Below are 23,168 nucleotides of genomic sequence, written 5' to 3'. Positions count from 1 at the left end.
GGTCATACCCTCCCCAGGGCAAAGCCCTTGGCGATGTAGTTGCGTACAAACCAGATCACGAGCGCGCCCGGGATGATGGTCAGCACGCCGGCTGCGGCCAACACGCCCCAATCGAGGCCCGAAGCTGACACCGTGCGCGTCATGATCGCTGCAATCGGCTTGGCGTCCGTTGTAGTCAGTGTGCGGGCGATCAGGAGTTCCACCCAGGAGAACATGAAGCAGAAAAAGGCAGCGACGCCGATGCCGCTTGCGATCAGCGGCATGAAGATCTTCACGAAAAACCGGGGAAACGAATAGCCGTCGATGTAGGCGGTTTCATCGATCTCCTTCGGCACCCCCGACATGAAGCCTTCGAGGATCCAGACGGCGAGCGGCACATTGAACAGGCAATGCGCCAGAGCCACTGCGATGTGGGTGTCGATCAGGCCGAAGGCCGAATAAAGCTGGAAGAAGGGCAGAGCAAAAACGGCAGGCGGCGCCATGCGGTTTGTCAGAAGCCAGAAGAAAAGGTGCTTGTCGCCGAGGAAGCGATAGCGGGAAAACGCATAGGCTGCCGGCAGGGCCACGGCGACCGAGATTACCGTGTTCATGACCACGTAGATGATGGAATTGATGTAGCCCTTGTACCAGGACGGATCGGTAAAGATCACCGCATAGTTGCGGAGCGTCGGTTCGGCCGGAAGGAAGGTGATCGGCCCGAGGATCTCCGCATTGGTCTTGAAGCTCATGTTCACGAGCCAGTAGATCGGCAGCATGAGGAACAAGATATACAGCGTCGGAATGAGCCACCCGAGGCGGCTTGCTCCCCCGCGTCGGCGCATGCGGCGCATGGTGGCATCATCCGATGCCGACGAGGCTGCCGCAGTTCCCGCAAAACTGTCGCGCGCGGTCAGATCAGCCATCGCGGCGCTCTCCATCCGACGCGGCGTCGTAGTTGGTCATGACCGTGTAGAACACCCACGACAGAAGCAGGATGATCAGGAAGTAGATGATCGACATGGCTGCCGCCGGCCCGATGTCGAATTGGCCGACCGCCATCTTCACGAGATCGATAGAAAGGAAGGTGGTGGAGTTGCCGGGCCCACCGCCCGTCACAACAAAAGGCTCGGTATAGATCATGAAGCTGTCCATGAAGCGCAGCAGCACGGCAATCAGCAGTACGCGGTTCATCTTCGGCAACTGAATGTATCGGAACACGGCCCAGCGCGAGGCGCCATCGATCTTTGCGGCCTGATAATAAGCGTCGGGTATGGACACCAGGCCGGCGTAGCAGAGCAGCACAACCAGGCTCGTCCAGTGCCAGACGTCCATGACGATCACCGTCACCCAGGCGTCGAACGGATCGCTGACATAGTTGTAGTCGACGCCCACCTCGCGCAGGGCATAACCGAGCAGGCCGATATCCACGCGCCCGAAGACCTGCCAGATCGTGCCCACCACATTCCAGGGGATCAGCAGCGGCAGCGCCATCAAGACCAGGCAGACCGGAACGCCCCAGCCTGATTTCGGCATGTTGAGCGCGATCAGGATGCCGAGCGGGATCTCGATCAGGAGCACGATGCCGGAAAACAGGAGGTTGCGGCCCATCGCAGCCCAGAACCGGTCGGAGGTCAGCATTTCCTCGAACCATTCGGCGCCGGCCCAGAAGAATTCGTTGTTTCCGAACGTGTCCTGCACTGAGTAGTTGACCACGGTCATCAACGGGATGATCGCCGAGATCGCCACCAGGAACAGCACCGGCAGCACCATGAACCAGGCCTTGTTGTTCCAGGTCTTGTTCATTGCGCGGTCTCCACCCGCCAGTTGTCGGCGTAAAGGTTGATGCCAGCAGGATCGAACAGGAGCCGCGGCTCTGCGGGAAGATCCGCGTCCTCGTCAACAATCGCCGCCACCTCGTAGCCTTCCAGTTGCGCTCGCACGATCCGGTGCCTGCCGATGTCCTCCACCTTGGTGATCGTTGCCGGCATCCCTTCCCGGCCGATCCGCACGAATTCAGGCCGGATGCCGAGTTCAAGCTTGCCGCTTGGAACGCTTGCCGGCGGGGCGAAAAGCGAGATTTCATTGCTGCCGACGCGAGCCGATCCACCCGCGAGTTCCATGGGCAGGACGTTCATGCCCGGCGAACCGATGAAGTAGCCGACAAAGGTGTGTTTCGGCCGCTCGAACAGTTCGGCGGGCGTGCCGATCTGCACGATCTCGCCTTCAAACATGACGACCACCTGATCGGCGAACGTCAGGGCCTCGGTCTGGTCATGCGTCACATAAACCATGGTGTGGCCGAAGCGCTGGTGAAGTTGCTTCAGTTGGGTGCGCAACACCCACTTCATGTGGGGGTCGATCACCGTCAGCGGTTCGTCAAACAAGATGGCATTCACGTCGGAGCGGACCAGACCGCGGCCAAGCGAGATCTTCTGCTTCTGGTCGGCTGTGAGGCCGCGCGCCTTGCGATCGGACCAGCTGTCGAGATCAATCATCGAAAGGATCTCGCGCACCTTGCGATCGACATCAGGCTCTGACACGCCGCGGTTGCGCAGTGGAAAGGCCAGGTTGTCGTAAACGGTCATCGTGTCGTAGATCACCGGGAACTGGAACACCTGGGCGATGTTGCGCTCCTGCGTGGAAAGGGGCGTGACGTCGTTGCCATCGAACAGGATGCGACCTTCCGACGACCGGACCAATCCGGAGATGATGTTGAGCAGCGTGGTCTTGCCGCAACCCGAAGGGCCGAGAAGCGCATAAGCGCCGCCATCTTCGAACGTATGGTGCACTTCCTTCAACGCATAATCGGACGGCGATTGAGGCTTCGCCATATAAGCGTGGCGGATGTGGTCGAGGTCGATGCGTGCCATTGACTACGCGTCCTCCGCCACCGCTGCCGTTGATACGGCCTGCCCGGCACCATCGAACACCATGACATGGCGCGGTTCCAGCCAGAACTCGATCACCTCGCCCGGTTTGAATTGCCGAATTCCGTGGGCGAGCATCACCCAGCGCGTCCCCGCAAAATCGAGATGCACAAAGCTTTCGGATCCGGCGATCTCCACAATTGACACCGTGCCGTTGAGGGCGATCGCCTCCCCTGCGGGTTGAACGAGCGAAAGGTGGTGCGGCTGGAACGCGATCGTGCAGGGGCCGTCAACAGCACCCTGCGCGTGGCGGGGGACCGGGAAGCCGGTTCCATTTTCGATCAGGAAGCGATCGCCCGCTTTTCTCACGGCCAGCGTGTTGAGGGGAGGATCCGCGAAAGTCCGTGCCGTTACCAGGTCGCGCGGCCTGCGGAACACATCCACTGTTCGCCCGAACTGTGTGACCCGCCCTTCCGAAAGTGTCGCCGTGTTGCCGCCGAGCAGCAGCGCTTCGCTGGGCTCGGTGGTGGCGTAAACGAAAACAGCGCCCGTGGCGGCAAAGATGCGCGGCAGTTCCGCCCTGAGTTCCTCGCGCAGCTTGTAATCGAGATTGGCAAGGGGCTCATCGAGCAGCACCAGTTCAGCCCCTTTCACGATGGCCCGTGCCAGGGCGGTTCTTTGTTGCTGGCCGCCGGAAAGGTTGAGCGGCGTGCGCTCCAGATAAGGCGCGAGCTTCAGGAGCTCTGCCGCCTCCTGCACCGCTTTATCCACTTCCGTCCTGCTTTTGCCGACCACCCGCAACGGCGAGGCGATGTTCTCGTAGACCGTCATCGCCGGGTAGTTGATGAACTGCTGGTAGACCATAGCGACGTTGCGCTTCTGGACGGGCACGCCCGTGACGTCCTTGCCGTCCACCAGGACCTGGCCGGAGGTCGGCCGGTCGAGGCCGGCCATCAGGCGCATGAGCGACGTCTTGCCAGACAGGGTTGGCCCCAGCAGCACGTTGAGCGAGCCGCGCTCCAGCTTGAGCGAGACATCGTCGATATGCGTCCGGCCGCTGACCAGTGTCGAAACATTTCTGAGTTCGAGCATGCTGGCCTCCCTCCCGCTGCCCCGTCCGCCGCACGTCGGTATTGCCGTGCGGCAATCCTCCAATTCCCTAGTTCAACGCGTTGCGCTCCCTTCAAGGCAGGCCGTGGTTGGCTGGGCGCCCACGAACTTTCTCCCCGTGAGCGCTACCGGGTCCTATCAGGTACCGAACCTTGGCTTCCGTCAAGCCGGTCCCGAAGCCTTTCACAGATCAGCAAAAATCCCACGCCACTGGGGATGTGCGGGCCGGTGCCGGTGAACCGCCTTGTTCCTGAGTGTTCATCTTGCAAGAAGCAGGAGGCGGGGCGCAGCCGTCGCTCGCAAGGCACAGTTCGGTAAGCGGCGGCAGGCTTCACGAAGGTCGCGGCAGCAGAGCTTCGAGCGGTGCTCGAGCACGGCCTCAGAAGGCAGGGCCTACTTACCGGCATATCCGGCTGCTAGTGAAAGCGGGATGCACCCAGTAAGGTGCTAATCCCGGCTGCGGCAGAAAGCGCCACCAGGAAGATTGCTGCGCCGAGGAACATCCCGTCATACCCAAAGCCCAGGACCACGGGCGTGCTGAGTAGCGGAGAGCAGAACTGGCCGATGAACACCGAGGCCGTCAGGATACCGCCAGCCAAACCACGGCGCGGGGCTGGCGCAAGATTGAGCGTCAGGGCGACAAAGGTGGGCGAAACCAGAGCGTAGCCGGCGCCAATCGATGCAGCGCCAGCGAACGTCAGCAAAGCCAACGGAGACGAGACGATCAGCAGAAAGCCAGCCGCCATTGCTGTATACCCCAGCGGAAAGATGCCGGCATAGCCGATGAGGCTCTGTATGCGGGTGTAGAACAGCGCCATGATCCCGCCAGTAAGCATCAGCACGCTCAAGGTCGCTCCCGTCATAGCCGCACCGCCATAGCCTCGGGCATCGAGGAAGAAGGGCAGTTGTGTAGGCATGATGAAGAAGAGCATGTTCGTCAGAGCCTGAAGGACCACCAGACTCCCGAACTGCAAGCGCCAAGCCCGTTGCATTCCCAGGTTTGCCGCTGCACCGCCGGACTTGCCCGGCAAGTCCCGTTGCGGCTCTTTGATCACCATCCAGATCAGCGGCAGGATCAGAACCGCCAATCCATAAACGCCGAACGCATAGCGCGGCGACATGGACGCAACCCAGCCAGCCAGCAGGATGAACAGCAGGCCACCGAAATTCCGTGCAGAAACTTGCAATCCAGTGAGGGCCTTCCTGCTCTCACCGGTGAAGTAATCGCCGATCAGCGCGGTTTGTGATGTCATGATCAGCGCCACCGCAACGCCGAGAACGATACGGCTTATGAAGATCGTCGTGAGGTCCGGCAGGTAGAGACCGGCGCTTCCCGAAGACACGAAAAGAATGATGCCTGTGAGCAGCAGGACACGACGGCCAAAGCTGTCGATCGCAAGCCCAATGAGCGGAGCCAAAAGGGCGATGCTGAGCGAGGGTGCCGGAACCAGCAGGCGGGTCATCAGAGCTGCGTTAGGGTCTTCAGCGAACAGCTGCTGCAGCCCGGGCAAGGCTGGGCTAATGGTGGCGTTCGCCATCACCGTAAGGGTCGCCGCCATCAGGAGTGCGACAGCCCTGCTGTCTCTCCAAACCGGGTTTTCCCGAGCATCTGGCAGCATCGTCATAGCCACGTCCCTTGCCGAAGTCATCATCTTGAGAGATCGTACGACTTCAAGCTAACTTGAGGTCAAGCATGAAAATGATGGACATAGGCGAGGTCTCAAAGCGCGCCGGCGTGCCGCCCTCCACGTTGCGCTACTACGAGGAAATAGGCCTAATCCGCTCCGACAAACGGCACGGGCTTCGCCGACAGTTCGACCCGGATGTGCTGTCAAGACTTGCGCTGATCGCCCTTGGCAGAACCGCCGGCTTTACGCTTGTCGAGATCAGCGCAATCATCGGACGAGACGGCGAACTTTATCTTCCACGCGATGAGCTGCGCGCAAAAGCGGATGACCTGCAGCGACAGATGGCAAAGCTGCGTATCTTGCGTGACACGCTAAGGCATGTCGCAGATTGCAAGGCGCCGAGCCACTTGGAGTGTCCGACGTTCCGCAAGCTCATGAAAGCAGCCTTGCGGACGGAAAAGCGCGGCTATCGCCATCCGAACGCTTCGAATAGACCTTAAGCAGTCGAGGATGCCGCTGCCTAGGAGCAAATCACGTGTCAAGGCTCCGTGCCTCGTCTCATGGATGGGAATGACGTCTCACCCGCAGGGGCCATGGTAGCGAGCCTGCTGATCTACGACCGGGAAGGAGCCCCGAGCCGTATCGGAAGCAAGCATTCGGCTGCGATTATCGTTCCCCGCGACCTCTGAGACCTCTCGCAAACGACTCACCCTCGATCATCTGCCGGATGCGCGCGGCTATTGCATCCATCGTGAACGGCTTGGTGAGCACCTGCATGCCAGGCTCAAAGTGGCCATGGCTCAGCACGGCGTTATCCAAATAGCCGGTGATAAACAGGACCTTGAGCGCATGCCGGACGCTTCGTGCGGCATCGGCGGCCTGGCGGCCGTTCTGCCACCGGGGGCCCGACGCCGGTTACAAGGAGGTCGATCCGGAAATCGGATTTGACGATCTTGAGCGCGGTCGGCGCCCTGCACCTTGAGAGGAGTGTAGCCAAGGCTTGAAAGATTTTCCGGCAAAGCCGACGCGCCAAGGCTCTGGAATGGCTGGGGAACCTGGATTCGAACCAGGACTAACGGAGTCAGAGTCCGTGGGTCTACCGTTAACCTATTCCCCAAGGGACGCGCCGCGGCGGCAGGACCGGCCCGCGTGTCGTGGTGCGCTTATCGCGGGCCAGACGGCTCTAGTCAAGCCCAAAGACGCCGGCACGCCTTTTCTCAAATCAGGCCGAAAACAAGTGCGGCAGTGAACCCTGTGGCTGCCGCGAACATCGTGTAGGCTGCGGCGCGCGACAGGCTGAAGCCCCCCAACCGCCCTTTTCGCTGCGGAGAAACGTCACCGATGATGGCCATGTTCTTTCTCCTAGTGATGTTGACGTTGGGCTGAAAGCGCGCCCATCAGGACGGCTGCTTCAGCATAGGTGATCTTGTGCTTCGTCACGGTGCTGTCGCCCGTCACCGCCTCGAGGGCATACACCGCGCGCGCCGGCAGATCGTCCGTGCAGTCGCGCATGCCGCCGAAAACAACCGTGATGGGAATGGCACGACCATCACAATCGACTTCCGGTTCAAGCATGTCCGGCCGCCAGTCTTCAAACGCGTCCAGCGCGTCGTTGAATGCCTCTTGCAGAAAAATAGGCGCATGTCCTTTGTGGAGGGATGGGAGCAGATGCTGCATCTGGTTGTCCTCGCATAGGGACGGTCTAGCCGCCCGGTCAGGTCAGAAACGATACAAGGCACTCAGTTCTTCTGGATGTTACAACGCGCAGGTCGGAGGAAAGTTGTTCCTCAAAATGCGATCTGAAAAAAACTCTTTGCCCCAAAGCCGCTAAATCAGCGGCCGATCACAAAAACCATCTACAAACAAGAACAACCCCGCTTCTTCATCACCGAAGTATGACGCGACGAAACAGGATGTCAACAATGTCTACCGAGTTTGTAGACAAGCCATTTGGGATCAGGGGTTTAGTGCTTGCGGCAGGCGCCTGCGGAGCGACGTCGTTCAGCGCTTGTCGGCTTCCGGTGTGGCGTCCAGCGGAGCCGTAAGGGGCGCGCGATCACCCGAATCAGCGCGATATTCCGGCACGATGTGAAGCAGGAGCTGCAGCGCCTTGCCGCTGTCCTCCTTGCTTGCGGCGACTTCGATTTCGTCGATGCTGCGCGTCAGCAGCGCCTTGTCGATAATCCGCGGCGCGGCCATGACATAGCCGTCCTGTGTCCGTTCGTTCTGAACCTCCGAAGGATCGAACAGTTCCTCATAGAGCTTTTCGCCGGGACGCAGGCCCGTATAGGAAATCTCGATATCCACCCGCGGCTTCAAGCCGGCCAACTGGATCAGGCGCTCGGCAAGGTCGACGATACGCACGGGCTTGCCCATGTCGAGCACCATGATCTTGCCGCGCTCGGTGCGGTGGCGCAAGGCGTGGGCGGACGCGTGAAGCACCAGCCGCACCGCTTCGGGAATGGTCATGAAATAGCGAATGATGTGCGGATGCGTGACGGTGACCGGACCGCCCTTGGCGATCTGCTCCTGAAAACGTGGCACGACGGAGCCGTTCGAGCCCAAAACATTGCCGAACCGCACCGTCTTGAAGCGGGTGGTTGCCGAAGCGATGTCGAGGGCCTGGCAATAGGCTTCCGCCGCGCGCTTCGTTGTCCCCATGATGTTTGTCGGATTCACCGCCTTGTCGGTGGAAATCATCACGAAGGTGGAAGCTGAAAGGCGCAACGCGGCATCAGCGATGTTGCGGGTGCCGAGGAGGTTGGTCTTGATGCCTTCGAGGGGATTGTCTTCCACGAAAGGCACGTGCTTCAGCGCCGCGGCGTGAAACACGATGTCGGGCCGGTATTCCTCAAACAGATGCGCCACGCGCCCCTTGTCGCGGATGTCCATGATCCGCGAGATGACCTGCAGACCGGGAAACCGGTCGCCCAGTTCCAGATCGAGCTTGAACAGATGGAACTCGGAATTGTCAGTTGCAACAAGAAGGCGGGGCGCGAAATGGGCGATCTGCCGGCAGACTTCGGAGCCGATGGAGCCGCCGGCGCCGGTCACGAACACGACCTTGTTGTTCAACAAGCGCGTCATGCCTTCCAGATCGGTCTGCACTTCGGGTCGGCCAAGAAGATCGCCGAGTTCGATCGGCTTTCGTTCCATGGCGCCATCACCCCGCACCTCGGCGCGTTCGTCCGGCCCCGGTATGCGCGACACGGTGATCCCGTGCGTGGTTGCGGCTTCCACGATCTCGCCGAGCCGCGTGCGATCAACGCCCTTTTCGGTGATCAGGAGTTCAGTGACCTCTACGCCGCGTCGCTTCAGAAGCGCATGGACGCCGGGCAAGGCGGCCAGATTGCCAAGCACCTTCACGCCCTGAACCTTGCGGCCGAGATTGCTTCTCTGCTCATCCAGCAGGCCCACCACGGCGACGCCACGTCCGGGGTTGCGGCGCGCCGAGCGGATGAAGCTTTCCGCCGCATCGCTCATCCCGAACAGGAGAATGTAGCGCTTGCGTTCGGACAAGCGCCCGATCATGGGCTCGCCAAACATGCTGCGTTCCACGATCAGTCGGTAAGCCAGCCGCGGCCCTGCCAGCCCGCCCACAAGGTAGATGAGGGACAGGATCGGCACGGAACGCGGCAGGTAAAGGCCCCGCGATACAAGAAAGGAACCGAGCGTATAAGCCACCACGGCCGTCACGGAGGCCTTGATGATGGCCAGCAGATCGGGAATGGATACATAGCGCCATGAGCCGGAACTTACGGAAAACAGCGCAAAAGACGCCATGGCCACCGCGGCGAACAAGAGAATGCGCTCAAACAGGTCCGGCACGTAATAAGCGGTGACGGGTCCATAGGCGGTCAGGTATGCGAGATAGGCGGCAGCGATCGCCACGATCAGGTCATGCGCGATGCTGACATAGCGCAGGAGGCCATGATCCCTGGCATAGCCATAAAGGTTCATTGCTGGGCTCACCGTTTCGACGCGACACTTAGGACAACCGCCATGCACAGGCAATTGCAGCGAAACGACAGGGGCGCAGAAACTTGCCGGCTTTTCCTGTGCTGCCGATGACAGTGCTTGTGACAGGCGGCACGGGCTTCGTTGGCCGGCACCTCGTTCCGCATCTCGCCCAACACGGTCTACCCGTCCGCGTTCCGGTTCGCGACCGGAAAACCGTTCCGTCCGCCTGGGAAACGTTGCAAGGGGTGGAGATCGTGCCGATGCCCGCCCGATCGGATGCCTTTGATGCGATCATCACCGGTGTTTCCGGCGTGGTGCATCTTGCGGGTCTGGCCGCAGTTCCGACCGGCCCGGACGCGGAGATGCGCTTGCGGGCCGCCAATGTTGACCTCACAACCGATCTTGTTGCGGCCGCCCGGCGGCACAGCGTGCGACAGTTTCTTTTTCTGAGTTCGATCCGCGCTGTTGTTGGATCCGCCAGTTCCAACACGATCGATGATGCGAGCGCAGCACAGCCGGTTGAGCCCTATGGCCGCTCGAAGCTGGCTGCCGAGGAGGCTGTTGGCGCTTTTGCCGAACCAAGCCGCTTGGCGATCAGCCTGCGCGCGCCGCTCATCATCGGACCAGACGCCGGCGGCAATTGGCGGCGGCTCCAGCAACTGGCAGCCAGCGGTGCCTGGCTGCCTTTTGCGGGCATCCGAAACCGCCGCAGCTATCTTGCCGTTGAAACGGTGTGCGCGGCCATTCTCCACCTTCTCGAAGGGAACTGGACCAGCGACGCGTCGGGCTCCTATTGCCTTGCCGATCCCGAAGCGCTTTCCCTGCCGAAGGTGATTGGCGCGATGCGAGACGGTTTAGGGCACCCGCGCCGCTTGTTTGCTTTGCCGGGGCTCTCATGGACTGCTGCACTGCCCGGCTTATCCGGCCCTGCACAAAGCTTGTTCGGTTCGCTTCCGGTGGATGCCAGCCGTTTTCGGGAGCGCTTCCATTTCGCGTCGCCGCATCCTCTCGCGGAGCGGATTGCGCTTGCCGCGTCGCCCGACCGTGGTCGCTGAGGAACTTGTTCGGCTTTCCGGCAGGTTCTAGAGCAAGGCCATGAAGCGCTTCTTCGATCTTTGCCTTGTTCTTGTTTGCCTCCTGCCCGCGCTGGTGGTGATCGGCGGACTGGTTTTGTGGATCCGCCTAGGTTCCCGCGGGCCAGGCCTGCTTCGGCAGGCTCGCGTGGGCCGCGATGAAGTCACCTTCACCTGCTTCAAGCTGCGCACGATGTATTTCGGCACCCCACAGAAGCCGAGCCACGAAATCGGGCGCAGCGCGGTGACGCCGCTTGGCCGCGTGTTGCGCCGGGTGAAGCTCGACGAACTGCCGCAACTCATCAACATCCTGCGCGGGGACATGAGTTTTGTCGGCCCCCGCCCCTGCCTGCCCACGCAAACCGCCCTGATTGCTGCACGCCGACGGTTGGGGGTCACTGCCCTGCGCCCCGGGATCACCGGCGTTGCCCAGGTGGCCGGCGTCGACATGTCGGAACCGGAGCGGTTAGCGGCGCTGGACGCCACCTATCTTGCGGATATGTCGCTCGGCCACGACCTGCGCCTGATTGCGCGTACCCTCTTGGGATCGGGCCGTGGCGACCGCGTTGCGGATTGACCTCCGCTCCCCGTTTGGCGCACTACTGGCGGCAGATCTTTTGCCTCGGAGGCTTCGATGGACATTCGCCAGATCGCACCGGACTACGCCGTGTCAGCCCAGATCCAGCCTGACGACGTTGCCGCCCTGAAGGACGCGGGCTTCAAAAGCATCATCTGCAACCGCCCGGACAATGAAGATCCCGGCCAGCCGTCGGTCGCGTCCATCCAAGCCGCAGCCGAAGCGGCGGGCCTCCAGTTTCGCCACATCCCGGTGATCAGCGGTCAGATGACAGGCGCCGACGTGGAAAATCAAGCCAAGGCGCTGGCGGAACTGCCCGCCCCGGTTTTCGCTTATTGCCGCTCTGGCACACGCTCCACCAATCTTTACGGCCATGTGCAGGACCTGAAACGCGGCTGACGCTTTCGAGAGCTGCTGACGCGGGCTCAGAATCCGCTTAAGGCTACGGCCATGCCCATCCGCCAACTGTCCGACAGCGTCATCAACCAGATCGCCGCCGGCGAGGTCATCGAGCGCCCCGCCAGCGTGGTGAAGGAACTGGTCGAGAATGCGCTCGACGCCGGCGCGACGCGGATCGAGATCGCAACCGCCGGCGGCGGGCTGTCGCTGCTGCGAGTCGCCGACAACGGGTGCGGGATGACCGCGGAAGATCTTCCGCTGGCGATTGGCCGCCATTGTACCAGCAAGCTGCAGGCTGACATCTTCGACATCCGCTCGCTTGGTTTTCGCGGTGAAGCGCTGCCCTCGATCGGTTCGGTGTCGCGTCTTTCTATCCGGTCCCGCACGCTTCATGACGAGGGCGCAGAGATCCGGGTCGAAGGCGGCGTCGTGTCGCCCCCTCGCCCAGCCGCCGGCAATCCCGGCACGGTTGTGGAAGTGCGCGACCTTTTCTTCGCCACACCGGCCCGGCTGAAATTCATGAAGTCCGAGCGGGCGGAAGCCACCGCGATTTCGGACATCGTGAAGCGCATTGCCATTGCGTTTCCGCAGGTCCGCTTCACCCTTTCCGGCCCCGATCGCACGACGCTCGATCTTCCGGCCCACCAAGGAGACGACGCCCGGCTCTTGCGGATCGCCGATGTTCTCGGGCGGGAGTTCACGGACAATTCCCTGCCAATCGAGGCTGAGCGGGAAGGCGTGAGCTTGAGCGGCCATGTGTCTATTCCGGCCTACAGCCGGGCCAACGCGCTGCATGCGCATATGTATGTGAATGGCCGGCCCGTTCGCGACAAGATGCTCGCCGGCGCCATTCGCGGCGCCTATGCCGACGTGTTGTCGCGCGACCGTTCGCCCGTTACGGCCCTGTTCCTGACATTGGACCCCTCTTTGGTGGATGTGAACGTTCATCCGGCAAAGGCCGATGTTCGCTTTCGCGACCCCGGACTGGTGCGCGGCCTTCTTGTTGGCGCCATTCGCCATGCCCTCACGATCAACGACGTCCGAGCGGCAACAACGGGAGCGGAAGGCCTGATGCAGGCCTTTCGACCGGCTGCGCCCGCGGACCGATCCAGTTATGGATGGAACGCAGCCGCCCCCGCCCCACAGGAAAATCCATACACGCAATCGCCCTCACGGCCGCTCGATTTCGGCTTTGCGGAAAGCGCACGCAGCGATTACCAACCGCGGCCCTTTCCCGAAGCGGCACCGGATACAACGCCTGCCGACCACACGCTCGGCGCTGCGCGCGCGCAGGTTCATGAAAACTATATCGTGGCGCAAACCGCCGATTCGCTGATCATCGTGGATCAGCACGCAGCCCACGAACGCCTCGTTTATGAAGCGCTGAAGACCTCCCTTCATGCCAAACCGCTCGCAACCCAGATGTTGCTGCTTCCGGAAATCGTGGACCTGCCGGAAGACGACGCGACACGGCTCGCGGCCCATGCGGCAACCCTCGGTCGCCTCGGATTGGTGCTTGAACGATTCGGTCCCGGTGCCGTCGCGGTGCGGGAAACGCCGGCCATGCTAGGCGAGGTCGATGTTCCCGGCCTGGTCCGCGACCTTGCCGACGAGATCGCCGACAGTGAAACCACCGACGCGCTGGAGCGGAAGCTCCATGCGATTGCATCCCGCATGGCTTGCCATGGTTCCGTACGATCGGGACGGCGGCTGCGCGCCGAGGAAATGAACGCGCTCCTGCGCCAGATGGAAGCGACACCGGGTTCCGGCACCTGCAATCATGGCCGCCCGACCTATATCGAACTGAAGCTGCACGATATAGAACGCTTGTTCGGCCGCCGCTGAGAAGAAGGTGATGATGAACCGTTTTGAAGGACCCGGAGCGCGCGAAGCCCGGCTCCGCTACCTCGATGGTGATTTCCAGGTCACCAGCCCCGGCGCTTTCGTGCGTTGCGCGGTGACCCACGAGGCCATTCCGCTGGACGAGTTGCGCTATTGGAGCGTCGCACGACAGGAAGCCTATTCCAGTGCATCGATCTCGCTCCAGCGTGAGATCGACGCCAATCCGGACCTGCGCAAGCGCGGCTGAGGCCCGTCAGCCGATCCGACGGTCGCGATAGGCCGCCAGCGTGCCATCGATGATGCGGTTGAGCGCGTTGGGATCGTCAAAGACCGTTTCCACTTCCAGCACCTGGACCCCATCAAGGAAACGGGTACTCGCCGGTGACCAGCCGCGCAGCCTGGCTGCATCCTTGGCAGTGGTGATCAGTTGGGCACCGTGTTCGGCCGCGAGAGCTTGCAGTTCCGCCAGTTCATCTTCCGCGTAAGCATGGTGATCCGGGAAGCTCCGCGCCAGAACGACCTCTCCGCCATTGTCGCGCACCGTATCAAAGAACTTGGCGTTGTGGCCGATGCCGGCAAAAGCCAAGAAGCGCCGGTTGGCGATGTCCTGCCCTGCCTTGATGCGCGTTTCAGCTTCGAAATAGGGCCTACCCGCGCGGGCGGCGCGGCGGATCACAGGGTCGGCGGCACTCCCATGGCCCATCTTCAGGAGCCCCGTTGTTTGCCGAAGCTGCTCCACGAGAGTGGCGCGCAACGGTCCTGCGGGAATGACATGGCCGTTCCCGATGCCGCGCGCAGCATCCACCACCAGAAGCGCGTAATCGATGTGGATGCGCGCGCTTTGAAACCCGTCGTCCATGATGAGCGCGTCGCAGCCTTGCGAAAGAAGAAGGGCTGCGGCCTTCGCCCGGTCGGGCGAGACAGCAACCGGCGCGGCGCTTGCGAGCAACAGCGGTTCGTCACCGACATGCTTGGCGATGTCATGTCCGGCATCCACCAGACGGGGCTTGGTGAAGCTTCCGCCGTGACCGCGTGACAGAATGCCCGGGCGGAGGCCCCTGGCCCGCATGGCGTGGGCGGCCGCGATGGCAACGGGCGTTTTCCCCGCCCCGCCCACGGTGAAGTTGCCAATGCACAAAACGGGCGCGGCGATCTTCACCCATGGAGCGCGCCGCATGCGGTGACCGGATACGATGCCATAAAGCATCGAGGCCGGCCACAAGGCCCTGGCGCGCCAGTCAGCATCTTCCCACCAGAAGGGCGGCGCTTCGCTTGCCATGGTCAGTTGCTGCCAGAACTGTCCAAGCGGGACTTCACCACCAGCGGATGGATGAAGGGATCCAGAACATCCATGGTCTTATCGAGCGCACCGCGCATCTCATGCACGGTCACCCGCGCTGCCCGCGCCATCTTCTGACGCGCATCCTCGTTCTTCAACAAGAAGCTAACCGCGCCGGCAAGCGTTTCCTTGTTTTTCACCAGCCGCGCGCCGCCGCGATCCACGAGGCGCTTGTAGGTATCGCGGAAGTTCTGAACGTTTTCGCCAGCCAGAACAGCGGTGTCCAGCAAAGCCGGCTCGATCGGGTTCTGGCCGCCAGACCCGGTGAGCGAGCGGCCGACAAACGCGATCCCGCTTAGCCTCAGGTAAAGTCCCATGTCCCCCATCGTGTCGCCCAGAAGCACGTCGACATCAGGTTGGACCGTATCCCCCAGGCTTTGGCGTGCGACCTTCAGGCCGCGCTTGGAAAGATCGGAGGCAAGGGCATCGCCCCGCTCCGCATGGCGCGGCACGATGACGGTGAGAACGTCATCATGCCGGTTCTTCAGGAGCCGGTGCACCTCGGCCGCAATCATCTCCTCGCCATCATGCGTGGACACAGCCGCCCAAACCGGACGGCCGCCGATTTCCTTCATCAACCGAGCATGAATCGCGGCATCATAGGGCGGCAGGTCCGTTTCGAGCTTCAGATTGCCCGACACGGTGACCGGCCGCGCGCCCAGCGCCAAGAAGCGCTCACCGTCGAGACCCGATTGTGCCGCCACATGCGCAAAGTTCTCGAACAGGGCTTCCGCGAGGTGTGGGCGCTTCTTCCAGGCTTCAAAGGAGCGATCCGACAGGCGGCCGTTCACTAGCACCTGCGGGACACGCCGCCGCCCGAGCGAAAGAATGGTGGTCGGCCAGATCTCGGATTCCGCGAAAATGGCGAGATCGGGCTTCCAGTGATCAAGAAAGCGGTTCACTGCCGGTCTGAGATCGAGCGGAACATATTGATGGATCACCCGATCGCCCAGCCGCTCGGCCACGATGCGGGCGGAAGTCACCGTGCCAGTGGTCAAGACAATCCGGATCCCCAACCGCAACAAGCGCCCGATCAAGGGAAGCACGGCGCCGGTTTCGCCGACGCTCGCCGCATGAATCCAAACAAGCGGACCTTCCGGCCGCGGCTCGCTCGCCCGGCCGTAGCGTTCGCCCCGCCGCTGACGGTCTTCCTTGCCGCGGCTGGCGCGTAACGCGATGTAGGGACCAACCAAGGGATAGGCTGCGGCTCCGGCCCAGCTGTAGAGCGACAGGATCTGACGCGCCCGGCGCTCGCTCACGATGCTGGTCCAGCCGCTGGCTTGGCGTCGGCCAGCGCATAAGCCCGCCGCGTCACATCGTCGAGCGCCTGCGTCACGGTCGCTCGAAGGCTCTCCAGGTCCTCGCTCGTCGCGGACGCCGGCACGTGGATCGGCTCGCCGATCACCACGGCGCCGCGGCCGAACGGGAGGTTGATCACCATCTTGTCCCAGCTGCGCTCGATCACCTTGCGGCGGCTGCTGGCATATGCGAGCGGCAGGATCGGGCGCCCAGACAAGCGGGCCAGCGTAACCACGCCCAGTCCCGCATCACGCGGCGTGCCATTCGGAATATCTGCCACCATGGCGACGGATCTTCCTGAGTCGAGCGACTTTTTCAGGGCGATCAGCGCCCGCGCGCCACCTTTTTCCACGGCCTTGCGGCTGCTGCGACCGCCGGAGCCCCGCACCACGCCGATGCCGAAGCGCTCCAGCACGAGCGCGTTGATTTCGGCGTCGGCGCTGCGCGACACCATGATGTCGAGCGGATGCTTGCCGGGGTAAAGCACGGGATACATCAGGTGCTGGCCGTGCCACACCGCATAGATGGCAGGTCCATCGCGTTCCATCGATTGCGCGATGTCGCTCGAGCCGGGCACAGGAGGGTTGGTTCGCTGGACAAAGCGAAGGCCGCTGCCAAACAGCGTCGCAAGCACATGCTTCACCTGCGCCGAGTCCGCCAGCGGCCGCCGAATGCTGCGCCACAGTTCCTTCAACGCGCGCGGCGTGTGGCGCCGCCGCGCGGCCGGTTTGCGCGTCTGCGTCACGTCTTCGGTTGTCACGCCTTTGTTGCCGACGCGTCGCTCGGTTCCAGCAGGCGATGCAGGTGGACGATGAAGTAACGCATATGGGCGTTGTCCACGGTTTCCTGCGCCTTTGCCCGCCACGCGCGTTCGGCCGACTTGTAGTCCGGGAAGATGCCCACGATGTCGAGCCCATCGAGATCGCGGAAGTTGACACCGGTGAGCGACGTCAGTTCGCCACCGAAAACGAGATGCAGGAGCTGCTTGGATTCATGATTTTCGGTCATACGAATCTCCTTGAGATCAGGATCACGCGGTTGTCCTGTTCATAGAGCGTTTCGGGAACAAGTCACCGGAAACGTGGAAGAATGCGCGTCATCTTGCCCAAAAGCGCGCCACTGCCGGCGGCCAACGGGCCATGCTTGGAGTTTGCCGTCGCCAGCGCCAGCCGCTCGCCTGTGGCATCGACAACCATGCCGCCCGCTTCTTCAAGAATAAGATCGGCGGCGGCCAGATCCCAATCATGGGAGTTCGGCTTCACAAAGGTGGCGTCGATTTCGCCGCGCGCCACCATGGCGATGCGATAAGCCAGAGACGGCACATAGGTGACGGACCGGAAATCGCGCCGATCGGCATGATCCAGCGCATCAATCATGGTTTTTGGGCCGCCCACCGCCGGCTCCGACCGCGTCGGCGCCACCGTGATGATGTGGCCGTTCAAACGAGCTCCGCCGCCGGCTGCGGCATCGAAGATCTCGTTTTTCACGGGGCAATCCAGAACGCCGGCAATAGGTCTCCCCGCTTCCACGATGCCGATCGACACGCACCAGGTCGCTTTGCCTTCGATGAACGCCCGGGTGCCGTCAATCGGATCCACCACGAAGGTGCGGGCATTCTGCATGCGTTCGAGGTTGTCGGTGGTCTCCTCCGACAACCAGCCGTAATCCGGACGGGCTTGAAGAAGATGCTCGCGGAGAAACTTGTCGACAGCATAATCCGCTTCGCTGACCGGCGATTGGCCTTCCTTCCACCAGACTTCCGGTGACTGCTTGAAGAAGCGCATGGCGATTTCGCCCGCTTCTCGCGCAGCCTCGCGGATGAGGGAGAGATCGCTTAGCAGATCCGTTCGCGTGTTTTCAGCTTCCAGCAAGCGTCATGTTCTCGATCAGGAGGGTGGGCGCCGCGACCGAAAAATTGCGGTCGACATCCGAAGCTGGGATCATGCGGAGAAACATGTCCTTGAGGTTCGATGCGATGGTCACTTCTGCCACGGGATAAGCCAGCTGACCGTTATCGATCCAGAAGCCAGACGCACCGCGGCTGTACTCTCCGGTCACCATGTTGACGCCCTGGCCAAAGACTTCCGTGACATAGAAGCCGGTCTTCAAGCCGCCGATCAGCTCTTCCGGCGAGCGGCTTCCCGGTTCAAGCACCAGATTGGTCGAACTTGGGCTGACGGATGTGCCGGCACGAACACCTCGGCCGTTGGTTTGCAGCCCAAGCTCGCGCGCCGCCGAGGTGGACAGGAACCAGTGCTGCAGCACGCCGCCCTCGACCATCGTCAGCGGCTTGCCACGCACCCCTTCGCCATCGAAAGGTCGCGACGCCGGCCCACGGCGACGGGCGGGGTCGTCAGTCACGGTAATGGCAGAGCCCGCCACCGGTTTTCCCATCATGTCGCGAAGAAAGCTTGTTTTCCGAGCCACCGATGCGCCGTTGATGGCGCCCGCCAGATGCCCTGCGATCCCGCGGGACACGCGCGGGTCGAATACGACATCGACGGATCCCGTCTTGGCCTTGCGGGATTTCAGGCGCCGCACAGTGCGCTCGCCCGCCCGACGGCCGATCTCAGCCGGATCTTCCAACTCGGCGAAGTGGATGCGGGAGGAAAAATCATAGTCGCGTTCCATGCCGGTGCCTTCCCCGGCAATGACGCTGACGGAGCGCGAAAAGCGGGAACCGACATACTGGCCGACAAATCCATGCGATGTCGCTAGCACCAGACCGCCATAGCCGAAACCGGCACTTGCACCCGACGAATTGGTGACACCGGCAACGGAAAGGGCCGCTTCTTCCGTGGCAAGCGCATCCTGGCGCAACTGTTCCCCGCTGAGTTCCGTCGGGTCGAACAGGTCGAGATCGTCCACACCGTTGGCAAGCAGGGACGGATCGGCGAGCGACTGAAAGGGATCTTCGGGAGACACCCGCGCCATCGCAACCGCACGCTGCGCCAGTGCTTCGACATCCGCGCCGGCATTGGCGGAAATATTGGCGACCCGCTGCCCGACAAAAACGCGCAAAGCGATGTCGTCGCTTTCGGAGGCTTCGGTGTTCTCGACTTTGCCGAGGCGAACGGTCACACCGACCGAGCGGCCACGGACCGCCACCGCATCCGCCGCATCGGCCCCTGCCCTCTTCGCTGCTTCCACCAGTGCCCCAACCTGATCAACAAGCTTGTCGGCATTGGTTTGAACGGACATGAGGGAGCATTCCTGGACTAGAAGGGCGCAACGCAGGGGGCGCGCGCCACGCTTCCATCTATGCCCCGCCTCCAAGCTTCGCAATGGCGGGGGTGCAAATTCCGGGAAACGAGCCCGCCCCTTATCCTCAGGCGGCGATCTTCACCGCCATGTCGACCGCCTGCTTCAACTCGTCTTTTACCGATTCGGTTTCGGCAAGAACGCGGTCGATCTTGAGGAACTCGAGGGCTTTGTAGCGGGTGCCGGGCCGCAAATAGATGGCAGGCGGTTTCTGCTTCATCTTCATCTGGTTGATGGCCTGCATCATGATCTGGTTGGCCCCAAACAGCATGTCCAGCGCTTTCAGCTTGCGGCGCCCTTCTTCCGCGGGGCCGCTCACAACATCCACCGCGATCACGATGTCAGCGAGCCCTTCCAGAAGATCAAACGGAACGGGATTAAAGATGCCGCCGTCGATCAGCGTTCGACCCTGATGCTTGACCGCTCCAAACACCGCGGGAATCGCGCAGGATGCTCCCAGCGCCAGCTTGAGATCGCCTTCGTCCAGCACCACAAGCTCCTGCTTGTAGAAATCGGTGGCCGTCACCTGCAGCGGGATCTTCAGGCTGTTGAACTCATCCGGTATTTCCGGCGGCAGGAAAGAGGCCAGGATCCGGCCGATGTTGAACTGGCTGACCCGGATCCCGCTCGCCATGAAGTCGCTGAGCGTGTCCGGGCGCGAGTTCCACATGCGGCGCGTCACTTCCGCCCGATTGCACAACACGCCGCGGGCGAAGTCGCGGATGTCTCGCCCGGCCATCCCGGATGCCATGGCCGCGCCCATGATGGCCCCGATGGACGATCCGGCAATCGCAACCGGGCGAATGCCGAGCTCGTCCAGCGCTTCAATGACGTTGATGTGGGCGAGCCCGCGCGCGCCCCCGCCGCCGAAGGCGATCGCAAAGGTCGGATCGCGCCGTGGCGCGTCGCCGATCTCCGCTGGACTGACCGCAACGACGTCCCGCATTCCAGGCTTAGCCTCCGGTTTCAGTTTCCGGCTTCGCAGGTGTTTCAGACGCAGCCGGCTGGTCGGATCCACCACCCTGCTCCGGCCCGACCAGCATCACCGTCGGCGTGGTCGTCAACAGCCTTTGCGCTTGTTCGCGCACCTGATCAATCGTCACGGCTTCGATAAGCGCCTCGCGACGATCGATATAATCGATGCCGAGATCTTCAAGTTGCAGTTGCGTGAGGGTGGACGCAATGGAAGTGGAGCTGTCGAGATTGTTGATCGCATAAGCGCCGATCGTATACCGCTTGGCTGCCTCGAGTTCCTCTTCGGTCGGCCCCTCTTCAGCCATGCGCTGGACCTCATCCTTGATGATCGCCAGAGTTTCGGACACGCGATCGCTGCGCGTGGACGTGGCAATTCCCAGGCCTGAGGAATAGCGGCGCGTGGAAAGCGACGAGCCGATGCCATAAGTCAGGCCGCGCTTTTCACGCACTTCCTCGAACAAGCGTGAGGAAAACGTTCCACCGCCCAGAACCTCGTTCATGAGGTATGCAGCAAAGAAGCCGGGGTCCTTGCGATCAACGCCTGGGTAAGCCATGCGGATGCTGGTTTGCGGCAGGTCATAGGCGACGCTCAGTTCCTGTCCAAGTTCGGGCATTACCTTCGGCACTTCGCGAAGGTCGGCCTTGGCTGGCAGGGGCGCGAACACCTGGTCGAGATATCGTCCAAGCGTTTCGGCGTCGATCGCGCCCACCACGCTCACCACCAGATTGTCGCGCGCAAACACAGCCTCGTGCTGCGCCACAAGGTCTTCCCGCGTCAGCGTTTTCACGCTTTCGGCCGTGCCTTCTGTGGGACTTGCGTAAGGATGATCGCCGTAGAGCGCGGCAGCCCATTTGCGATTGCTTTGTTCCTGCGGGTCTCGAGAGCCTGCCTCGATGCCGGTCAGGATCTGCGAGCGGACGCGCTCCAAAGGCTCGGGATCAAAGCGTGGCGACTGCACCGCCTTGGCCAGCAACGCGAACCCTTCTTCGAGGTCTTCGTCGATGGCGCGAAACGAGCCAAGGATTTCATCAGTATCCGCACTGAAGCTGATCTCGGCGCCGGAGTCGTCCAATCGATCCTGGAAGGCTTCACGGTCGAGATCGCCCGCACCTTCATCGAAAAGGCCGCTCATCAGGTAAGACAAGCCTTCCTTGCCTCCGGGATCCTGGACGCTGCCGCCCCGGAAGGCGAAGCGCATCGACACGATCGGCACGGAATAATCTTCCACGAGCCAGGCCGTAATCCCGGCCGGGCTTTCCACCTTCTGGATGCGCATGTCTGCGCGCGCCAGCATGGGGTGAATGGCGACAAAAGCGAAGGCGAGCAGAACGGTGGCAAGCAGAACCTTGACCTGCATCAGCCTCGGCGTTGTCGCGATGAAACGGTTGGTCTTCACGATTTCTCCTCCCCTGCCGGCAGAAGGTAGCTGCTGACAGCACGCTTGTTGTCGAGGTAGCGTTTGGCGGCTTCCTGCACATCGGCAGCGGTGACCGCGCGGATCCGATCGGGCCAGCGCTCGACATCCTCGATCGTGCCGCCCGTGGCCAGCGCCGCACCATACATGCGCGCCATGCCGGACTGGTTGTCACGGGCAAAGATCATGCTGCGCACGAACCTGTTTTTGGCTCGCTCCAGTTCCTGCTCATTCACGCCGGCGGTCGCAAGACGCTCGATCTCGGCATCCACCGCCGCTTCGACCTGTTCCAGGCTCGCGCCGCCACGCGGCGTTCCATAAACGGTGAAGCTCGAGTCATCGAGCGCCGTGCCCTGGTAATAGGAGCCGACGGATGCGGCGACACCCTGCTGCACCACGAGCGCCTGGTACAAGCGGCTGCGGGCGCCACCGCCGAGGATCTCGCCGAGGAGGTCGAGCGCTTCGGCTTCTCCGTCTTCGGCCGTGGTGTAGGACGGCACGACCCAGGACTTCTGGTAGCTCGGCAGGGATACCCGCGGATCGGAAAGGCTGACGGTGCGGCTGGTGTTTTGTTCAGGCTCGGTGGGGCGAACCCGCGGCGGCAGGTCAGGCCCGCGGGGAACCGCGCCATAGGTTTTTTCCGCCAGAGCGCGCACCGTCGCGGTGTCGACATCGCCGGCCACAATCAGCACGGCATTATTTGGCGCATAGTAGCGATTATAGAAGTCGATCGCATCCGCGCGGTTCAACGTCTCCATTTCATGCATCCAGCCGATCACCGGAATCCCGTAGGGGTGGTTCTGGTAGAGCGTCGCCGACATCTCTTCGTTGAGAAGCGCGCCCGGATCCGTTTCGATGCGCGAGCGGCGTTCTTCAAGGACCACGTCGCGCTCCGGCCCGATCACCGCTTCCGTCAGCACGAGATTGCGCATGCGATCGGCTTCGAAGCGCATCATCGTTTCCAGCGCATCCGGCGATACCTGCTGGAAATACGCGGTGTAGTCGTAGGATGTGAACGCGTTTTCGGAACCGCCGATCGCCGCAACAGCGGCGGAAAAGGCTCCTGCCGGGTTGTTCGACGTGCCCTTGAACATCAAATGCTCAAAGAAATGAGCGATGCCGGACTTTCCAGGCGCTTCGTCGGCACTGCCGATCTTGTACCACAACATGTGGGTGACCACCGGGGCCCGGCGGTCGGGAATGACAACCACCTGCAGGCCGTTGTCTAAGGTGAAGCTTTCCACCGTGCTTTCGGCTGCAACCGCGCTTTGTAGCTCCTGCGGGGGCTGAACCGGCTCCTGCGCGACCGCGCCAGCCGGCGACATCGCCACAAACAAGGCAAGCGGCCAGGCCTTGCTCCGTTTCCAAGCTGTGCCGTTGCGCATCATGCCACACCTCGTCGTTTTCAACCGCATAGATGATTCCGCGATCGACTGCTTCATTA

General features: G+C 62.2%; 23 protein-coding genes and 1 tRNA gene. 6 read left to right on the top strand and 18 right to left on the bottom strand.

From position 1 onward, the window contains the following. Positions 1 to 2: 2 nt before the first annotated feature. The 5 genes from J5Y06_RS08305 to J5Y06_RS08285 all read right to left on the bottom strand — a co-directional run bounded on the left by J5Y06_RS08305 (position 3) and on the right by J5Y06_RS08285 (position 5,581). Positions 3 to 902, bottom strand: coding sequence for a carbohydrate ABC transporter permease (locus J5Y06_RS08305; RefSeq protein WP_209334671.1), 900 nt, complete (start codon positions 900 to 902; stop codon positions 3 to 5). Continuing rightward, positions 895 to 1,782: a carbohydrate ABC transporter permease gene (locus J5Y06_RS08300; protein WP_209334670.1), complete on the bottom strand. Its 888-nt coding sequence runs from the start codon at positions 1,780 to 1,782 to the stop codon at positions 895 to 897. Before J5Y06_RS08300 ends, J5Y06_RS08305 begins: the two co-directional genes overlap by 8 nt. Then, a complete protein-coding gene (locus J5Y06_RS08295) occupies positions 1,779 to 2,849 on the bottom strand; it encodes an ABC transporter ATP-binding protein (protein ID WP_209334669.1) in 1,071 nt (356 codons plus the stop codon). The genes J5Y06_RS08300 and J5Y06_RS08295 overlap by 4 nt, the downstream gene beginning before the upstream one ends. Before the next feature lie 3 nt (positions 2,850 to 2,852). Further along, on the bottom strand, positions 2,853 to 3,938 hold the full coding sequence (locus J5Y06_RS08290; protein WP_209334668.1) for an ABC transporter ATP-binding protein: 1,086 nt from the start codon (positions 3,936 to 3,938) through the stop codon (positions 2,853 to 2,855). A 434-nt stretch (positions 3,939 to 4,372) separates the two neighbouring features. Then, positions 4,373 to 5,581: an MFS transporter gene (locus tag J5Y06_RS08285; RefSeq protein ID WP_209334667.1), complete on the bottom strand. Its 1,209-nt coding sequence runs from the start codon at positions 5,579 to 5,581 to the stop codon at positions 4,373 to 4,375. Positions 5,582 to 5,649: 68 nt separating this feature from the next. Between J5Y06_RS08285 and J5Y06_RS08280 the strand changes: the two genes are divergently transcribed. Then, a complete protein-coding gene (locus tag J5Y06_RS08280; RefSeq protein ID WP_209334666.1) occupies positions 5,650 to 6,084 on the top strand; it encodes a helix-turn-helix domain-containing protein in 435 nt (144 codons plus the stop codon). A gap of 543 nt (positions 6,085 to 6,627) precedes the next feature. On the opposite strand, the gene J5Y06_RS08275 is transcribed toward J5Y06_RS08280, so the two are convergent. From J5Y06_RS08275 to J5Y06_RS08265, 4 genes are all read right to left on the bottom strand, one after another. Then, positions 6,628 to 6,701, bottom strand: a tRNA-Gln gene (locus J5Y06_RS08275). Positions 6,702 to 6,801: 100 nt separating this feature from the next. After that, on the bottom strand, positions 6,802 to 6,936 hold the full coding sequence (locus J5Y06_RS23265; RefSeq protein WP_280819017.1) for a hypothetical protein: 135 nt from the start codon (positions 6,934 to 6,936) through the stop codon (positions 6,802 to 6,804). 10 nt (positions 6,937 to 6,946) lie between these two features. Then, a complete protein-coding gene (locus tag J5Y06_RS08270) occupies positions 6,947 to 7,261 on the bottom strand; it encodes a BRA0787 family protein (protein WP_209334665.1) in 315 nt (104 codons plus the stop codon). Positions 7,262 to 7,585: 324 nt separating this feature from the next. Continuing rightward, a complete protein-coding gene (locus J5Y06_RS08265) occupies positions 7,586 to 9,544 on the bottom strand; it encodes a polysaccharide biosynthesis protein (RefSeq protein WP_209334664.1) in 1,959 nt (652 codons plus the stop codon). Positions 9,545 to 9,627: 83 nt separating this feature from the next. On the opposite strand from J5Y06_RS08265, the gene J5Y06_RS08260 reads away from it, so the two are divergent. The 5 genes from J5Y06_RS08260 to J5Y06_RS08240 are packed head-to-tail and all read left to right on the top strand — an operon-like array spanning position 9,628 to position 13,682. Continuing rightward, the gene (locus J5Y06_RS08260) at positions 9,628 to 10,599 is read left to right on the top strand and encodes an NAD-dependent epimerase/dehydratase family protein (protein ID WP_209334663.1); all 972 of its coding nucleotides are present in this window, start codon (positions 9,628 to 9,630) and stop codon (positions 10,597 to 10,599) included. A 40-nt stretch (positions 10,600 to 10,639) separates the two neighbouring features. Continuing rightward, positions 10,640 to 11,194, top strand: a complete 555-nt coding sequence (locus J5Y06_RS08255) for a sugar transferase (RefSeq protein ID WP_209334662.1) — start codon at positions 10,640 to 10,642, stop codon at positions 11,192 to 11,194. A gap of 57 nt (positions 11,195 to 11,251) precedes the next feature. Then, positions 11,252 to 11,593: a protein tyrosine phosphatase family protein gene (locus tag J5Y06_RS08250; RefSeq protein ID WP_209334661.1), complete on the top strand. Its 342-nt coding sequence runs from the start codon at positions 11,252 to 11,254 to the stop codon at positions 11,591 to 11,593. 51 nt (positions 11,594 to 11,644) lie between these two features. Further along, entirely contained in the window at positions 11,645 to 13,438 is a 1,794-nt protein-coding gene (mutL, locus tag J5Y06_RS08245) for a DNA mismatch repair endonuclease MutL (protein WP_209334660.1), read from the top strand. 10 nt (positions 13,439 to 13,448) lie between these two features. After that, positions 13,449 to 13,682: a DUF2093 domain-containing protein gene (locus J5Y06_RS08240; protein ID WP_209334659.1), complete on the top strand. Its 234-nt coding sequence runs from the start codon at positions 13,449 to 13,451 to the stop codon at positions 13,680 to 13,682. Between the two features lie 6 nt (positions 13,683 to 13,688). Here the strand turns inward: J5Y06_RS08240 and lpxK are convergent, their stop codons facing one another. The 9 genes from lpxK to J5Y06_RS08195 all read right to left on the bottom strand — a co-directional run bounded on the left by lpxK (position 13,689) and on the right by J5Y06_RS08195 (position 23,109). Continuing rightward, positions 13,689 to 14,714 (bottom strand): tetraacyldisaccharide 4'-kinase, encoded by a 1,026-nt coding sequence (lpxK, locus tag J5Y06_RS08235; protein WP_209334658.1) that lies wholly within the window; start codon positions 14,712 to 14,714, stop codon positions 13,689 to 13,691. A 2-nt stretch (positions 14,715 to 14,716) separates the two neighbouring features. Beyond that, positions 14,717 to 16,033 (bottom strand): lipid IV(A) 3-deoxy-D-manno-octulosonic acid transferase, encoded by a 1,317-nt coding sequence (waaA, locus tag J5Y06_RS08230; protein WP_209334657.1) that lies wholly within the window; start codon positions 16,031 to 16,033, stop codon positions 14,717 to 14,719. After that, positions 16,030 to 16,833 carry a lysophospholipid acyltransferase family protein gene (locus J5Y06_RS08225; protein WP_342453391.1) on the bottom strand — a complete coding sequence of 268 codons (804 nt, stop codon included), beginning with the start codon at positions 16,831 to 16,833 and terminating at the stop codon, positions 16,030 to 16,032. The genes waaA and J5Y06_RS08225 overlap by 4 nt, the downstream gene beginning before the upstream one ends. Continuing rightward, positions 16,830 to 17,081 (bottom strand): DUF4170 domain-containing protein, encoded by a 252-nt coding sequence (locus J5Y06_RS08220; protein WP_209334656.1) that lies wholly within the window; start codon positions 17,079 to 17,081, stop codon positions 16,830 to 16,832. Before J5Y06_RS08220 ends, J5Y06_RS08225 begins: the two co-directional genes overlap by 4 nt. Positions 17,082 to 17,143: 62 nt before the next feature. Beyond that, positions 17,144 to 17,944, bottom strand: coding sequence for a 3'(2'),5'-bisphosphate nucleotidase CysQ (locus J5Y06_RS08215; protein ID WP_245247703.1), 801 nt, complete (start codon positions 17,942 to 17,944; stop codon positions 17,144 to 17,146). After that, positions 17,931 to 19,274, bottom strand: a complete 1,344-nt coding sequence (locus tag J5Y06_RS08210) for a TldD/PmbA family protein (RefSeq protein WP_209334655.1) — start codon at positions 19,272 to 19,274, stop codon at positions 17,931 to 17,933. The genes J5Y06_RS08215 and J5Y06_RS08210 overlap by 14 nt, the downstream gene beginning before the upstream one ends. A 127-nt stretch (positions 19,275 to 19,401) precedes the next feature. Continuing rightward, the gene (locus J5Y06_RS08205; protein WP_209334654.1) at positions 19,402 to 20,280 is read right to left on the bottom strand and encodes a patatin-like phospholipase family protein; all 879 of its coding nucleotides are present in this window, start codon (positions 20,278 to 20,280) and stop codon (positions 19,402 to 19,404) included. Positions 20,281 to 20,287: 7 nt separating this feature from the next. Next, positions 20,288 to 21,706, bottom strand: coding sequence for a M16 family metallopeptidase (locus J5Y06_RS08200; RefSeq protein ID WP_342453390.1), 1,419 nt, complete (start codon positions 21,704 to 21,706; stop codon positions 20,288 to 20,290). Then, positions 21,703 to 23,109, bottom strand: a complete 1,407-nt coding sequence (locus tag J5Y06_RS08195; protein ID WP_209335094.1) for a M16 family metallopeptidase — start codon at positions 23,107 to 23,109, stop codon at positions 21,703 to 21,705. The genes J5Y06_RS08200 and J5Y06_RS08195 overlap by 4 nt, the downstream gene beginning before the upstream one ends. Positions 23,110 to 23,168: the final 59 nt, after the last annotated feature.

Source organism: Tianweitania sediminis, from assembly GCF_017813335.1.
GTDB classification, from domain to species: domain Bacteria; phylum Pseudomonadota; class Alphaproteobacteria; order Rhizobiales; family Rhizobiaceae; genus Tianweitania; species Tianweitania sediminis.
This window is presented reverse-complemented; position numbering and strand designations above follow the sequence as displayed.

Excerpts from the sequence above, each read along its gene's own strand:
- J5Y06_RS08305 (WP_209334671.1), bottom strand. The coding sequence starts at position 902 with ATGGCTGATCTGACCGCGCGCGACAGTTTTGCGGGAACTGCGGCAGCC.
- J5Y06_RS08300 (WP_209334670.1), bottom strand. The coding sequence starts at position 1,782 with ATGAACAAGACCTGGAACAACAAGGCCTGGTTCATGGTGCTGCCGGTG.
- J5Y06_RS08295 (WP_209334669.1), bottom strand. The coding sequence starts at position 2,849 with ATGGCACGCATCGACCTCGACCACATCCGCCACGCTTATATGGCGAAG.
- J5Y06_RS08290 (WP_209334668.1), bottom strand. The coding sequence starts at position 3,938 with ATGCTCGAACTCAGAAATGTTTCGACACTGGTCAGCGGCCGGACGCAT.
- J5Y06_RS08285 (WP_209334667.1), bottom strand. The coding sequence starts at position 5,581 with ATGACGATGCTGCCAGATGCTCGGGAAAACCCGGTTTGGAGAGACAGC.
- J5Y06_RS08280 (WP_209334666.1), top strand. The coding sequence starts at position 5,650 with ATGAAAATGATGGACATAGGCGAGGTCTCAAAGCGCGCCGGCGTGCCG.
- J5Y06_RS23265 (WP_280819017.1), bottom strand. The coding sequence starts at position 6,936 with ATGGCCATCATCGGTGACGTTTCTCCGCAGCGAAAAGGGCGGTTGGGG.
- J5Y06_RS08270 (WP_209334665.1), bottom strand. The coding sequence starts at position 7,261 with ATGCAGCATCTGCTCCCATCCCTCCACAAAGGACATGCGCCTATTTTT.
- J5Y06_RS08265 (WP_209334664.1), bottom strand. The coding sequence starts at position 9,544 with ATGAACCTTTATGGCTATGCCAGGGATCATGGCCTCCTGCGCTATGTC.
- J5Y06_RS08255 (WP_209334662.1), top strand. The coding sequence starts at position 10,640 with ATGAAGCGCTTCTTCGATCTTTGCCTTGTTCTTGTTTGCCTCCTGCCC.
- J5Y06_RS08250 (WP_209334661.1), top strand. The coding sequence starts at position 11,252 with ATGGACATTCGCCAGATCGCACCGGACTACGCCGTGTCAGCCCAGATC.
- mutL (WP_209334660.1), top strand. The coding sequence starts at position 11,645 with ATGCCCATCCGCCAACTGTCCGACAGCGTCATCAACCAGATCGCCGCC.
- J5Y06_RS08240 (WP_209334659.1), top strand. The coding sequence starts at position 13,449 with ATGATGAACCGTTTTGAAGGACCCGGAGCGCGCGAAGCCCGGCTCCGC.
- lpxK (WP_209334658.1), bottom strand. The coding sequence starts at position 14,714 with ATGGCAAGCGAAGCGCCGCCCTTCTGGTGGGAAGATGCTGACTGGCGC.
- J5Y06_RS08220 (WP_209334656.1), bottom strand. The coding sequence starts at position 17,081 with ATGACCGAAAATCATGAATCCAAGCAGCTCCTGCATCTCGTTTTCGGT.
- J5Y06_RS08210 (WP_209334655.1), bottom strand. The coding sequence starts at position 19,274 with ATGTCCGTTCAAACCAATGCCGACAAGCTTGTTGATCAGGTTGGGGCA.
- J5Y06_RS08205 (WP_209334654.1), bottom strand. The coding sequence starts at position 20,280 with ATGCGGGACGTCGTTGCGGTCAGTCCAGCGGAGATCGGCGACGCGCCA.
- J5Y06_RS08195 (WP_209335094.1), bottom strand. The coding sequence starts at position 23,109 with ATGCGCAACGGCACAGCTTGGAAACGGAGCAAGGCCTGGCCGCTTGCC.